Genomic DNA, 15,065 nt, shown 5'->3' on the forward strand with positions numbered 1-15,065 from the left:
AAATAATTACTTACTACTTACCCATAAGCTGACACATTTCTCACCCAAACCTATAAACTCCCTCGCCCATATGCCATAATCTAAATAATTCATTATTTTAGTAACTTGGCGCGTATTTAGGCGCTTTTAAGTTAACTACTCAGGGTTTTCAGCATGGCATATCAAGAGCAAAATCAAGCAACAATCTATTGGCACGACTACGAGACTTGGGGGGCGAGCCCTCAAAAGGATAAGCCGAGCCAGTTTGCGGGTATTCGTACCGATCTTGATTTAAATATTATTGGCGAGCCACTTATTGAATATTGTAAGCCGCAAGCGGATTACTTGCCTCACCCTGAGGCGTGTTTAATTACGGGTATTACGCCACAAGTAGCGATGAAAAAAGGCTTGGTTGAGGCTGAGTTTATAGCAAAGATTCATGCCGAATTTAGTGTGCCAAACACCTGTGTTGCAGGTTATAACAGTATTCGGTTTGATGACGAAGTAAGCCGTTATAGTTTTTACCGTAACTTTTACGACCCATACGAGCGCGAATATAAAAATAATAATAGCCGCTGGGATATTATTGATTTAGTGCGTGCTTGTTACGCGCTGCGCCCTGAAGGCATTGAATGGCCGTTAAAAGAAGACGGCAGCCCAAGCTTTAAGCTAGAGCATTTAACGGTAGCCAATGGTATTGAACACGCTGCAGCGCATGATGCACTAAGCGATGTAACCGCCACTATTGCACTAGCTAAACTAATAAAAGAAAAACAGCCAAAGCTATATAACTTCTTTTTTGGGCTGCGTAATAAAAAAGCCCTTGCTGAATTGGTTGATGTATTTAACATGACGCCGCTGGTGCATACCACGTCGCGCATACCTGCAACACAAGGCTGTACAAGCTGGGTTGCACCAATGAGCTTTCATCCAGTAAATAAAAACGCGGTTATTTGTTTTGATTTAACTCAAAACCCGCAAGTACTCATTGATTTAAACGTAGAAGAATTACGCAAACGTTTATACACCAAACGTGTAGATTTAGCCGAGGACGATTTACCTGTTGGATTAAAACTGGTGCATTTAAACAAGTGCCCTATTTTAGCCCCAGCTAAAACGTTATTACCTGAAAACGCCGCCCGCCTTGGAATTGACCGCGAGCAGTGTTTAGCTAACTTAGCTGTTTTAAAAGCCAATACCGACCTTCGCGATAAAGTAACCGAAGTGTTTAACGAGCAAGGCGATTACAGCGCAACCACTAACGTTGACTACTTACTTTACGATGGGTTTACAAGCCATGCCGATAAAGCTAAGTTTGCAATTATTCGTGATGCAAAACCAGATGAATTAGCAGGGTTGAAGTTAGACTTTGAAGATAAAAAGTTTAATACGTTATTGTTTAGGTACCGCGCCCGTAACTGGCCTGAAACGCTAAACCAGCAAGAGCTTGACCAATGGCGCCAGTATTGCCAAAACAAGTTAATGCACGGGGAAGATCAACCATCGATTAACGCGCAAGATTTTATGATCACCCTTGAAAACCTAGCGCATGAACATGACGACAGCGAAAAAAATCTTACAATTTTAAAGGCGCTATATAACTACGCACAAAGCATGTAATTTGCTCTAATTTTGTTTATATAACGCATTAAAAACGCGACACTTTAGCAATAAAGTGTCGCGTTTTTTGTTTATAAATATCTGTACCACTTCAAAAAAAGAAAAATCTATTTCACAAAGAGAAGCGAATGAGGAGTCATAAAAACAATAATTTTTTAGATCTATAACTTCCTCTAAAAGCGCAGCGCCTCATAACCTCTTTGTGAATAAATTACTTTACGGGCTTTGCCCGTCACGCAAGCAAGCTTCGCGTCTACAAGTTAAACACACCGCTATACTTTGGCGGTAAGAGTCGAGCTTGCTCACGTGTAAAGCACAGCTTTTAATTACTTAAATAAAACTCTATTCACAAAGAGAAGCGAATGAGGAGTAAATGCGAAGACATAAGCCAATAAAAGCTTTAAATTAATCACTTCCTCTAAAAGCGCAGCGCCTCATAACCTCTTTGTGAATAAATTACTTTACGGGCTTTGCCCGTCACGCCAGCAAGCTTCGCGTCTACATCGACATACTCAACGTAAACGTTACTTTTTATGCAGCGCTTCAATGCGTGCTAGTAAGCTTGAGGTGTCGTATCTGCCGCCACCAAGTGCTTGTACGTCGGCGTAATATTGATCGACCGTTGCGGTCATTGGTAAAGTAGCGCCGTTGTTTTTAGCTTCATCGAGTGCAATGCCTAAATCTTTACGCATCCAATCTACGGCAAAACCAAACTCATATTCCCCTGCCCACATTGTTTTGTAGCGGTTTTCCATTTGCCACGAACCGGCTGCGCCTTTAGAAATGGTTTCTATTACTTTTTCACCATCAAGCCCTGCTTGTTTGGCAAAATGTAAGCCTTCGGCTAAACCTTGCACTACACCAGCAATACAAATTTGATTAACCATTTTACAAAGCTGTCCCGAGCCAACACCGCCTAACAATTGGCTAAAACGACTAAATGCTGCCATAACTGGCTGCACTTTAGCAAATACGGCTTCACTGCCACCCGCCATAACCGTTAATACGCCGTTTTCGGCGCCAGCTTGTCCGCCTGATACAGGTGCATCTATAAAGTCGATATTTTGCAGAGCCGCTTTTGCAGCCACTTCGCGTGCTACTTCAGCTGAGGTTGTGGTGTGATCAACCAAAACAGTGTGCGGCAGCATGCCCGCTAATACGCCGTCGTCGCCATACACTACTGAGCGTAAGTCGTCATCGTTACCAACACACATAAATACGATGTCGGCATTGTTGGCAGCTTCGCGCGGGGTTGGTGCAAAGCTTCCTGAATGTTCTGCAGTCCACGCTTGTGCTTTAGCTTGAGTGCGGTTATAAACGCATACGCTGTGCCCTGCTTTTGCTAAATGCCCCGCCATTGGGTAACCCATTACGCCTAAACCTATAAATGCGACTTTCATTGACATAAAAATGACCTATTAAACTGATAACTTAGAAACTAGACCTCGATTATGTCAACCGGTCGATAAAAAAGCGAATGAAAGTCTTTATAAAATTTCCTTAGCGGGAAAGGTAAGTAGGTAACCTATGGACAGTATTTATCAATTTAATGCACCACTTTTTAACAGCGAAAATTTTTCTCTTAGCCAGTTACAGGGCAAAACCGTCCTTATTGTTAATACAGCGAGTAAGTGTAATTTTTCGGTGCAATTAAATGCGCTCGAAAAGCTCTATCAGCAATACAAAAGCAATGGTTTTACTGTACTTGCGTTTCCGTGTAACCAGTTTGGCCAAAATGAGCCGCTTGATAATTTAGCCATTAAAGACTTTTACCAAGATCAATTTAATGTCTCATTTGAGGTATTTGGTAAGGTAATGGTAAACGGGCCAGAAACACATCCGTTGTTTAATTATTTAAAGTCGCATACGCGGGGTATTTCGCAAAATCGTGCAATTAAGTGGAATTTCACTAAGTTTTTAATTAACTCACAAGGGCAACTTGTTGCACGCTATGCACCACGTACTAAGCCCGAAACACTTAAACAAGTAATAGAAAGCAACCTACTGCAAGCCGCAAAGTTAAGCGCTGCTAGAGGTGGTAAAAAAGTATCGTCAAAAATACCTTTGTTTACGTCGGCTAAGGCATAAATTAGGGCTTAATTTAAATCAATAAAATGCGTGTTACTAAAGCACAGGTTTATAAAGTAGTTTATTGTATTAGTAATAAATAATACTCCTTAAGCGTCGAGGCTATTACCATGAACATTGCTTTTTTTAGTACTCAAAAGTACGAACTGCCTTTTTTTGAACAAAGTACACGCGGTCACCGCGATATAAAAATAACGTATTTTGAACAAGCCCTGAGCGAACAAACGGCTATTTTAGCAAACGGGTTTGATGCCATATGCGTATTTGTTAACGACACTGTAAACGCCACTGTTATTGAACAATTGGCAAGCCAAGGCATAAATACTATTTTGCTACGTTGTGCAGGATTTAATAATGTTGATTTACCTGCAGCAAAAGCACATAAAATTAAAGTATTACGTGTTCCTGCTTACAGCCCTGAGGCCGTAGCCGAGCATTGTATTGCACTTATGCTAACGCTTAGCCGTAAAACGCATAAAGCGTATAACCGCGTACGCGAAGACAATTTTGATTTAAACGGATTGCTTGGTTTTAACTTGCACAATAAAACCGTGGGTATTGTAGGTTGCGGTAAAATTGGCCTTGCGCTGTGCAACATTTTAAATGGCTTTGGCGCTAAAGTATTAGTGTGCGACCCCTACGCACAACCTGGCAATTATACAATTACCGATATAGACACCTTGCTTAGCCAAAGCGATGTGATTTCTTTGCATTGCCCTCTAACGGAACAAACTCATCATTTAATAGATGATGAGGCATTTAGTAAAATGAAAACCGGCGTTATGCTTATTAACACCTCTCGCGGTGCACTACTTAACAGCAAAGCGTGTATAAACGCACTTAAAACTAAAAAATTAGGCTACTTGGGGCTCGACGTTTACGAGCAAGAGTCGGAGCTATTTTTTAAAAACCACAGTGACGAAATAAACCAAGACGATATATTCTCGCGCTTAGTGAGCTTTAAAAATGTTTTAGTAACGGGGCATCAGGGCTTTTTTACCCAAGAGGCACTCACCGAGATAGCAAACACAACAATACAAAATGCACTTGAAGTAAGTGAAGGTAGGCCTCTGACTAACGAGGTTTTATAAAAATCTAGGCTTTACCTAAATAACCGGTACAAAAAAAGCGAATAAGGTGAGCCCTATTCGCTTTTTTGTTTAAAAATTTACTTTAAGTAGAGCTTAGCCAAACGCGACGTTTGCAAATACTAAGGTCATTAATATTGGGCAAACAAAACGAATATACTGAGCAAACCAGTAATGTACGCCTGTTGTTGCTTGGTGTAATTTATTACCGCGCTGCCACATCCACCCTACTGTAATAAAGTAAAATAAACCCATAAGCGGTAATTGGTATTGAGTAAATAGCATAATTACCAAACCAAATAACCAATCAAAATTTAGTATAATTGCGCTTGCACACACAAGTACAACGGCGCTTACTGCCCACGTTGCTTTGCTGCGACTAACGTTATGGTTTTCGACTAAAAACGCTACCGGAATTTCAGTCGTCGATATAGTTGACGTAACCGATGCGATAGACATTAATACAAAAAATAATAAACCAACTAATAAACCAATTTCGCCCATGGTGCTAAATAGCTCAGGTAAAATAGCAAAAATTAGCTGCCCTTCGCCAATCAATTTACCACCACTAAATACTTCAACACCGTTGTGCTGCGCCACATAAATAGCAGGAATAATAAGTAACCCCGCTAAAAAAGCAACGCCAGTATCAAGTAGTGCAACACCTGCTGTGAGCTTTGGTAAATTAGCATCTGGTTGTAAATACGAGCCGTAAATCATCATACAACCCACACCTAGTGAGAGCGAAAAGAACGCTTGCCCCATTGCGGCAATAATTAAATTAGGGTCGAGTATTTGGCTAAAATCAGGAATTAAATACGCGGCAAAGCCTTCGCTTGCGCCATCGAGTGTTGCAATGTAGGCAATTAAACCAACTAGCAGCACAAGTAACAGTGGCATTAAACGGCGCGACCAGGTTTCGATTCCCGACTTAACCCCTTTTAAAATAATACTGGCTGTTAAAATAAGCATAAGCGGCGTAAATACAAAATTACGCAGCACTGAGTCGCTATGTAAAAACTCGCTTGCGCCTGTGAAACCTAAAAAAGTTGTTATGGGTTCAATAGCGTACGAAAGCATCCACCCTGCCACTATTGAATAAAAACTTAGCATAACAACTGCGCCCGCAAGGCCTATGTAACCAGCTGCAGCACCTACTTTACGGTTAGTGTTTTGCCATGCATCGCCCAATGCTTTTACAGGATTAGCTTGTGCTTTGTGACCTAAATAAAGTTCGGTATACAGCGCAGGAAGCGCAAGTAAAAATATAACAATAAAGTAAACCAGTAAAAATGCACCGCCACCATGGTTGGCCGCTTGCGTAGGAAAACCCCAAATATTACCTAAACCCACTGCTGCGCCAGCAGCGGCTAAAACAAAACCAAGCCGGCTTTGAAACCCATCACGCACTTGTGCCATACATCTACAAATCTGTTATTATTTTGATTATTGTGAATTAAACCATATTTCATGCCAGCTGAGTAATAAAATTGTACCCAGCCTTTATTAGTGGCGTTAACCGCTCACAATATCAGCGACTTCTTTTGCTTTAGGGCTTTTATGACTGAACACTATTTTAAAAACGCCTTGAGTATTACTTCAACTCAATTGGCAAATTTGTCTTTAGCGAGTAACAGTATTTTATTATTTAATGCTAAAACACTTGAGCTTAGTGACTTTAATTTGCCCGATTGCTTAAGCCCATTTGAATTAACTATTATAAACCGCCGTAAAAGCCCGCCAGCTAAGCAAGAGTATTTAGCGACGCGGTTATTGTTAAAACACCTTATTAAAGTAGCGCAGCCGCAACATGCGCACGTGGCGCTTAATAAAATGAGTACCGAATTTGACGAGGCAAGCTCAAAGCTGCAAATACATGTGAGTGGTGATGTTATAAATACCTGTATTTCGCACTCGCATGGTTTAGTTGGGGTCGCGCTAAATTTTGATAAAAGTGAGTTTGGTTTTGATATTGAAAAAGTAAGCCTAAAGCGCCCGTTTGAAAAGCTCGCTAAGCATTTTTATCATAATGATGAAATTACACTTATCACTGAGCCTACTAATACCCAAGCCCAAGCAGATACGTTTTTTAGAATTTGGACATTAAAAGAGTCACTTGCTAAAGCCACCAGCCGCCCTATTGCACAACTACTTAGCCCCAATGTGTTTGACGAATTACATAGTGCAAAGCTGAGTGCTTGCAGTAATAGCGTTACTGTAGCTGATAGCAGTGACAGCAATATTTGTTTTGATGTGAGTGTGGTGCATAAAAAAAGCATCGACTGGCGATGCTTTTTATTAACTGATTTTGTTAAGTAATTTTGTTAAGTAACTTTATTAAGTGACTTTACTAGGTGATTCCCCTTAATAACAGTTACTTACGCAGCAAAATCATTTTCTAATAAACGGCTATGAATAGACTGTACTACGTTATCTGACTCAGTTTGCTCTACTAAAAAGCACAGGTTGTGCTTACTAGCACCGTGGCAAATTAATCGAATGTTAAAGTCTTTTAGTACACTCATTAAGTTCATTTCGTGTTGGCGTAATTGAATCTCAGAGCCAATAAGTGCCACCAATGTTAGGTTGTTTTCTACCGAAACATGGCAAAACTCTGCAAGCTTATCTAGGCATTCTTGATCGAGCTCTGGGCGCGATGCGTTTTGCGCGTTATCAAGGGTTATAGCTACGCTAATTTCTGATGTAGTTACCAAATCTACCGATATATTGTATTCACTTAATAGTGTAAATACGCGTGCTAAAAAGCCGCTTGCTAGTAGCATTTCTGGGCTTTTAAGCGTAAGCAATATTTGGTTTTTACGTTGTGTTACTGCGCGTATACCTGGTTGCTGCGATTTTTCGCGCTCAATCCATGTACCGCCACGCTCTGGCTCGCGGCTAGAACCTACAAACACGTTAATGTGGCTACGGCTTGCTGGTAAAATAGTTGCTGGGTGTAATACTTTTGCGCCAAAGGTTGCCATTTCAGCGGCTTCGTCAAAACTTAAACGTGCAATAGGCGTCGCTTTTGAGCACAAACGCGGGTCGGTGCTAAAAATACCCACTACGTCGGTCCAAATATGCACACTTTTAGCGTTAATTGCTTCAGCTAATAATGCAGCGCTGTAGTCTGAACCACCACGTCCTAGCGTTGTGGTTTGACCGTATTCGTCACTGCCAATAAAGCCCTGAGTCACAATTACTTGAGCGTCTAATAACGGGATTAAATGTTCTTTAGCGGCTTGCGCTGTGGCTGCAACATTAGGCGTTGCTTTACCAAATTGGCTGTCGGTTTTAAGCACCTTGCGCACATCAAAGCGATCGGCATTTAAACCTTGTAAACGCAGCACCTGAGCAAATAAATACGACGACAAACGCTCACCAAAGCTAAGTAGCTCGTCGTGTTGTTTATCGGTTATTAGTGACTCTTGAGCCAATGTTTGAAATGCTTTTAGGGTTTCGTTAAAGCCAACCGCTAAATCGGCATCTAGCGATAACTCATCTAAAATAGTTTGTTGAATAGCAAGCACGCCGTTTATGTGCTCTTGGCGCTCACTAGGAGTAATGCTTGATTTACACAGTGCAACTAAGTGGTTAGTTACGCCGGCACTGGCGCTCACGGCAACAATACGTACGCTTTTATCTGCAACAATAATTTCGCTACAGCGACTCATCGCTTCAAAGTTTGCAACACTTGTTCCGCCAAATTTGGCAACGATGTAATCTGATTTTGCGCTTAACTCTGTTTGAGGCACTGTTTGTGTCGCTGATTGGGTAGTCATTTAGTCTCCTTTCGCGATATCCAAATCGCAATAAAACAAGAAGAACTTGGCAAAGGAATGCTTGAAGATAAGTCCACTGCCAGAAGCTCTCCACCTATATTGGTGACAGTTTTGAGGATTCAGCCCCATAAACCGAAAAACAATGACGACGTACCATTATTTTCCTCGGCGAGTACTTCCCTCCTTAATGATCATCGGCTTTCGTCGCCTAACATTAAGTACCTAAGTATCGCACCTCTTCTGAATGCTTTATTAACCAGTGGCTAATAAAACAAAACCCCACTAAGTAGCGGGGCTTTGAAAGTTATCGTTTAGACGTCTAGCTGTCAAGCATTTAATAATTTATGAGTTAAATAAAACTGCCCATGTAATAAGAGCCCGCATATCCAACCGTGTAACAAATTAATAAATGCAGCGATAAACGCAAGTAGCTCATAAAGGTAAGCGCTTTAACTTTACTCATGGCAATAATACCCGCAGCCGACCCAATGATAAGCATTGAACCGCCCACGCCCGTTGCATAAGTAAACGACAACCAGTGTTGTTGGCTCATTACTATATCGGCTTTTAATAATGCAGCGGTAAGCGGTACGTTATCGACCCCTGCTGATAATATGCCCATTAAGTAGTTTGCGTACTCAGGTGCCATTACCGTGTATAGGTCGGTAAATTTACTCAACATACCAATTTCTTTAAGTGCGCCTACAAGTAAAAGTACACCTACAAAAAACAATAATGTGTCGTATTCTATATCGCGAACAAAATCGATTATGTCTTTGTTAATGTCTTTTTTGCGCATTAAAAATTGCGCTACTAAAAACATCACTGATAAGCCAAACAAGAAGGTTAATAAAGGCGGTACGCTGTAAACTACACTCAGCATAAGTGTGCTCACTACGGTAGATAAAAATATAACAGCAATGGTTATGTCGGTTTTTTCAATGCGGGTTTTACCTGCACTAGCAAACTCAACACGCCCTTTCATACCGATAGACAGTAACGCGGCAAGCAGCATAACGCTTGCAAGTGCTGGCGCTATAAGTAGTAATAAATGAGCAATGGTTACTTTGCCATCTAAAAATATCATTAGTGTGGTTACGTCACCTGTTATAAGCGATACCCCACCTGAGTTAACCCCAAATACAATAAGCGTGGCGTATTTAATAAGCTTTTTAGGTTCAAGTTTTAACGACATAACAACCGCAAGCGATATAAGCGTCGCTGTTACGTTGTCTGAAATCGACGAAAACAAAAACGCAAAACCACCCACCAAAAACATGAGCTTTTTTTCGCTAATACTTTTTGGCATAACGCGGTGCACAATATTTTCTATAAACCCCTTTGAATTTAAATACGCTACAAAGGTCATTGCAGCCATTAAAAACAGCCATAATGAGGCAATTTCTAAAATATTTTCGTTTAGAAGGTGTTGAATCGTATCGGGGCTTTGCCCGTGTAGAGGGTATATAAAAAGAAGAATCCAGCAAAGCGTACCAAAAAACAGCGTGGTTTTAGCTTTATTGACATGGATTATATCTTCTATAACGATCAGTAAAAATGCAATCGCTATCAGGGTTAGAATAATCGAGGAAACCATGGTAGTTAAACAACCTTTGATATAGTTTTAAAGAACACACAAATAACATTCCATTTCATGTGCCTATTTTCGGCGCGAATTTTAGCACTGCCTCTATGCAAAAACTATTATTAAATGGTCTTAAAAACGAATACTATATACAGACAAGGTTAATTAAAAATACGTAATAATGAGTCTTCTAAAAGAACTCAATAATAAAATACTAGGATGTTGTAACCTCTTATGATCCCAGCTAAAAAGCTGCTAAACACCATAACCGAACATTGGGGTGTATTAGAGCTATTATTTAAACGTTTTAAAATGGCTGACTTTAGCCTAAAAGACGTACAAAACGCGATTAAGCAAAAGCAGCCTACGTGGTCAAACGAACGCATTTATAAAGAAACAAATCGCTTGTTAAACCAAGATATTTTAATTCCACTGGCTAAATCTTCTCAGCTTGAAATAAATCGTGCTATTGCCGATTTTGCTACGTTTTTACTGCAAGAAGAGCATTTAGGTTTAGCGCAAGAAATTAGCGTATTAGTCGACGACCTTGCACGTTTAGGTAACCGCCTAGATAACGCTGGCGAAATAGAAGACTTTGACGATTTACGCCGCTACAGCCGCATTATGGATGATCGGGTGCGTAAAATAATGAAGCTATACGCACACAACGAAAACGCAATTTTAAATATTGTTGAACAAGCTAAATCTAATAATGCGGTGCAATCGCTGCAAAAGCGTTATAAAGCGGTAATAGAAGCGTTTGACGAATACATAGAGCCAATGCTTGAAATGGTTGATATTCGCGGTGAATTTCATGCATGTTTTACCCTCATTGAAGAGCAAATAAGTAAGCAAATACTGCACATTGAGCGCTCAGGTAAAGCGTATACCGACAAACGCATGCTGGAGCAATTACGTACCCGTATACTCGAAATGCATTTAGTGGGTCGAGAAAGCTTACGTAAAAGTGCCGACATGCTTATGCCGCTGCGCGAAGAGTTACGCCGTAATAACTTAATTACTCGCCAAGCAGCCAAAGTACTTGGGCTTGTGCGCAAAAATGGCGTAGACAACATGCTAAGTGCGGTGCAGCCACATTTTGTGAGCGACGCGCAGCGATATTCGCTTGGTCAGCAACGTCATATTGTGGCTTACATGGCAAGCTTGGTTGAATTTGAACACGAAGAATATCAATTGCCCGATCAACAAGACGTGCCTGCATTTGTTACGCCTAATATTCCTGACTACAACGATGTTAAAACCAGCTTTGCTAAGCGCTTTAATAAAAAACGCAAAAAGCCGCAGCCCTTGCTGCAATTTTTAGACGAAAGCTACCCAAATCTCGATGCCGACGAAATGCTATTCTTGTATCAAAAATTAGTCAGCGACAGCGATATTAAAATAATTCAAAGCGATGAAAAAGCCCGCGTAAAAATTGCCGGTCAGCACTTTTCTTTATATCCATTTAATTCAGAGCCTCAGCCAGATTCAAAGGCAGGTAAATAAACCATGACACACATAAACTTAGACGAGCTAACCCACCTACAAGCCATTAATAAAAAATTAGTAGCGGGTTATCACATTTGCGAGCAAGACAACGTAATGTGGCAAGAGCTTGACCAACACATAGAAGACTACACCGCCCTATTTACCGCTTTAGGTAACGATTTAAAACGCGACAGCCGTGGCTTTTATTATTTTGGTAGCGACGAAAGCACACCCAATATGGGCAAAATATCTCGCGCTATCGCGCTCACTATTTACATTTTAATTGAGCACTACGCCAATACGGGTAAAGATCCAATGCGCGCATTGTTTGACGACGTAAACGATTTAGAGCTTATGCAAACGCTGGTGCAAATTAACAAACATTTGTTTGATCAGCTTGAGATATTTTCAGGATCTGATTTGCGCAAAGACGTTTACCTGCGCATGGTACGCTTAGGTTTAGCCCGTGAAGTAGAAGGCGGCTTTATGCTACAAGCGCCAATTCACCGCTATATAGATGCACTCATGGAAGTAAACGAAGAAACCTATTTAGGAGAGGACGAGGAATGAAAAATCTATACGGACTAAGTAAACTCGCCCTACTTAACACCGCAGGCTATGCAAAATGTGTGATCCCGCTTGATAAAAGCAGCTCTATTTGCGCGCCCAATAACACAGGTAAAAGCTCGGTTATTAACGCCCTGCAGTTTCCGCTTATTAACGATTTGCGCTTAACAGAATGGGACGGACACGATTTAGATGAAACCCGAAAGTTTTATTTTTCATCCGATCAGTCGTACATTTTACTCGAAGCTAACTTGCCTCATGGCTCGGTAGTGATTGGCGTGGCAGGGCTTGGTAAAATTGCCGGTTACGCGCATCAGTACTTTTGTTACCAAGGAAAGCTTGATTTAGAGCAGTACACGCAAGGTAAAACTATTATTAAATTTACCAAGCTGTTCAACCATTTAAAATCGCTTAACTACAACCCTATTGAGCTTAAAGCACAAGAGCTAAACGCACTACTGACTGGCGGTGCAACGCCTTTTGACGGCGACATTAACCTAAAAATGATCCCGCTTAATAATGTCCAAGACTCCTCTATTTATAAAGAAATATTTAGACGTATTCTTAACTTACACAAATTAGGCGCAAGCGACGTAAAACGCTTTATGCTCCGCGTGTTTGAACGCCATATGTCGAACTCTAAGGTCGACTTTTATGAAGTATGGCGTCGCTCGTTTGATAAAGTAAATCGCTCAAAACGCGAATTAAAAGCCCTTGAGTCAATGCAAGAGCCAATAGCCGCGCTTGAATCAATGCTTGAAAACCAAACCGTGCTTAAAGGTAAATTAGCCGCGTATGCGCCTAAAATTGACCAAGCACTGATTGATTTTGATACCTATCAAGAATCGCAACTTAATGAGTTGGGCATTGCGCTTGAAGATATAGAGCACGAAAAACACGAGTTTGAGCAAAAGCAAAGCCTATACGTACAGCAATCGCGCGACATAGAGCGCAGACAAACTCAAATTGAGCAGTGGTTTTTAGATTACAATGCGCTTAAAAGCGAGTTTGAACTAGTAAATAAAGCCACGCTTAAAACCAGCCTGACTCAGTTAAAACAAGATTACGAGTCACTTTCGCACTCTATAACCAGCGCACAAGGGCAAAGCCTACATACGCTTGACTACCGCATTAGCGAAACACAAAAACAAATTAAGAGCTTAAAGCTGCAACTTAAAAACCTTGAATTTAATTTGTTTACCCGCATGCGCGAAGACCTCTCGTTAAAAGAAGTAGAAGAAATATCGCGGATTTTAAACCCAGATATTCTCTCGTTTGCAACCACCACTAATGGCGATATAACCATTGATGACGAAGATGCGTTTGGTGAATTTTTATCGCTACTTAGCGAAAACGTTAAAGGCGGCGTATTAACGCTGCCAGGTGCGAGCATTAAGCTTAAAAAGCTCTCGCCTGTGCAAATGCAAAGCGGCGAAAACAAAGAGCAATTAACCGCTCAGCTCAGTGCACTTGAGCATTCACTTAAAGAGTTTAAGCAACAGCGCGATGTTGCAGCAAACGTTGCCGACAAGCAAAAAGAAAAAGACGCGTTATACGATGAGCTTATGAGCGCTGAGAGCGCCCTAAAACGCTTAGAGCAGTTTGAAGTAATGCAGCAGTCGGTTGAAGCGCAAGCTATGCTAAAAGAGCAGTTATTAGCTGAGCGCGAACAAGTTGACGACTACCTGCAAGATATTCAAAAAAATAGTGGCTCAATTGCCGATCGTCGCTCGTTAATTAAATCGAAACAAGAGCAAATTAATCGCCAAACTGAGCGCCTGCGCCAAGTTAAGAGCGAGCGAATTGATCACACGCTTGATTTATACAGTGGTAAAGTAACCCCGTATATGATTGATATTACGGTCGACTTTGATAACTTAAGCGACCTTGTTCATCATTTTAATAAAGACTGCCAAGAGCTGCGTAATTTTGACATAAACGTACGCAACACCTATTTGCATGTATATAACGCGGGTATTACTAAATTCGATAACGAAAATGACGAATACACTAAATACCAAAAGCTAATAAGCGCCTTTCATAATATTGATAACGAACGCGACGCTGTTGAGCGCCAAGCACGCGTTGCCCTTACCGAGGTGGCCGCAACTATTAAAGGCTTGCGAGAAGATTTAGACCGCCTTCGCCGCGAAATGAACAGCTTTAATAAAGGCATAAGCCAGCACCGTATTTCAAATCTGCAAGCGTTTAAAATTAACGTCATACCGCGCAAAATGCTGGTTGATAGTATAGATACCATTATCAGCACGTCGCATCAGTTTGAGCAAGGTGACACACTTGATTTACTGAGCCAAGAACCGTACAGCGAAAGTGCGGTAAACGAAGCGAAAGATCACTTAATTAAACTCGCCTCAGATAAAGCGGGTTTAACGCTTACCGATTTATTTGATATTCGATTTGAAGTAGTTAACCGCGCAGGTGAAACAGAGCACTTTGAAAAAATAGATTCGGCGGGTTCAAACGGCACACGTATTACTATTAAGTTATTGTGTGGCATGTTGTTTATTCGTTACTTATTGAGTGACCAGGAACAAAACCTATACCGTATACCTATTTATATAGATGAAGCGGCCGACATTGACCCACAAAATCAAAAAGCAATTATAGAAACCGCACTAAGCTTTGGTTTTGTGCCTATATTTGCTTCAGTTAAGCCACAAATAAGTTGTGACTACATTGTGCCTATTCGCTCGGTAAAAGACGGTGCACAAAACTGGGTAGATGAAAAAGATTGGATTGAAGTTGAACATTAGCTGATGAATCGAGACTAATTAACATAGGTTAATTAGTCGTTCAGCCCTGACAATTAGACTAATATTTAGGACGTTTAAATAATACACATTTAAA

At 40.9% G+C, this 15,065-nt stretch carries 11 protein-coding genes and 1 riboswitch; of the genes, 7 read left to right on the forward strand and 4 right to left on the reverse strand.

All coding sequences use genetic code 11. From position 1 onward, the window contains the following. Positions 1-153 precede the first annotated feature (153 nt). Positions 154-1,599, forward strand: a complete 1,446-nt coding sequence (gene sbcB / locus QL995_RS08185; protein WP_282114734.1) for an exodeoxyribonuclease I — start codon at positions 154-156, stop codon at positions 1,597-1,599. Positions 1,600-2,123: 524 nt separating this feature from the next. On the opposite strand, the gene QL995_RS08190 is transcribed toward sbcB, so the two are convergent. Further along, entirely contained in the window at positions 2,124-3,005 is an 882-nt protein-coding gene (locus tag QL995_RS08190) for an NAD(P)-dependent oxidoreductase (RefSeq protein WP_290293952.1), read from the reverse strand. A 121-nt stretch (positions 3,006-3,126) separates the two neighbouring features. Here QL995_RS08190 and QL995_RS08195 point away from each other — a divergent pair, with 121 nt between their 5' ends. Both QL995_RS08195 and QL995_RS08200 read left to right on the forward strand, forming a co-directional pair. Continuing rightward, complete coding sequence (locus QL995_RS08195) at positions 3,127-3,687, forward strand: glutathione peroxidase (RefSeq protein ID WP_165725877.1); 561 nt, start codon at positions 3,127-3,129, stop codon at positions 3,685-3,687. A 110-nt stretch (positions 3,688-3,797) separates the two neighbouring features. Then, entirely contained in the window at positions 3,798-4,778 is a 981-nt protein-coding gene (locus tag QL995_RS08200) for a 2-hydroxyacid dehydrogenase (RefSeq protein WP_290293953.1), read from the forward strand. Between the two features lie 93 nt (positions 4,779-4,871). Here the strand turns inward: QL995_RS08200 and QL995_RS08205 are convergent, their stop codons facing one another. Continuing rightward, complete coding sequence (locus tag QL995_RS08205) at positions 4,872-6,194, reverse strand: sodium-dependent transporter (protein ID WP_290293954.1); 1,323 nt, start codon at positions 6,192-6,194, stop codon at positions 4,872-4,874. A gap of 141 nt (positions 6,195-6,335) precedes the next feature. Here QL995_RS08205 and QL995_RS08210 point away from each other — a divergent pair, with 141 nt between their 5' ends. Beyond that, a complete protein-coding gene (locus QL995_RS08210; protein WP_290293955.1) occupies positions 6,336-7,094 on the forward strand; it encodes a 4'-phosphopantetheinyl transferase superfamily protein in 759 nt (252 codons plus the stop codon). Between the two features lie 59 nt (positions 7,095-7,153). Here QL995_RS08210 and lysC read toward each other — a convergent pair whose 3' ends face one another. Further along, the gene (gene lysC / locus QL995_RS08215) at positions 7,154-8,557 is read right to left on the reverse strand and encodes a lysine-sensitive aspartokinase 3 (RefSeq protein WP_290293956.1); all 1,404 of its coding nucleotides are present in this window, start codon (positions 8,555-8,557) and stop codon (positions 7,154-7,156) included. A gap of 75 nt (positions 8,558-8,632) precedes the next feature. Next, a riboswitch (Lysine riboswitch) is annotated at positions 8,633-8,805 on the reverse strand. A 101-nt stretch (positions 8,806-8,906) separates the two neighbouring features. After that, positions 8,907-10,154, reverse strand: coding sequence for a sodium:proton antiporter NhaD (gene nhaD, locus QL995_RS08220; RefSeq protein ID WP_033026509.1), 1,248 nt, complete (start codon positions 10,152-10,154; stop codon positions 8,907-8,909). A 222-nt stretch (positions 10,155-10,376) separates the two neighbouring features. On the opposite strand from nhaD, the gene QL995_RS08225 reads away from it, so the two are divergent. The 3 genes from QL995_RS08225 to QL995_RS08235 are packed head-to-tail and all read left to right on the forward strand — an operon-like array spanning position 10,377 to position 14,971. Then, the gene (locus tag QL995_RS08225; protein ID WP_197150796.1) at positions 10,377-11,648 is read left to right on the forward strand and encodes a hypothetical protein; all 1,272 of its coding nucleotides are present in this window, start codon (positions 10,377-10,379) and stop codon (positions 11,646-11,648) included. 3 nt (positions 11,649-11,651) lie between these two features. Further along, the gene (locus tag QL995_RS08230; protein WP_290293957.1) at positions 11,652-12,200 is read left to right on the forward strand and encodes a hypothetical protein; all 549 of its coding nucleotides are present in this window, start codon (positions 11,652-11,654) and stop codon (positions 12,198-12,200) included. Next, positions 12,197-14,971 (forward strand): ATPase, encoded by a 2,775-nt coding sequence (locus QL995_RS08235; RefSeq protein WP_290293958.1) that lies wholly within the window; start codon positions 12,197-12,199, stop codon positions 14,969-14,971. Before QL995_RS08230 ends, QL995_RS08235 begins: the two co-directional genes overlap by 4 nt. Positions 14,972-15,065 lie beyond the last annotated feature (94 nt).

This window comes from Pseudoalteromonas sp. APC 3358 (genome assembly GCF_030408075.1).
Classification (GTDB): Bacteria; Pseudomonadota; Gammaproteobacteria; order Enterobacterales; family Alteromonadaceae; genus Pseudoalteromonas; species Pseudoalteromonas arctica.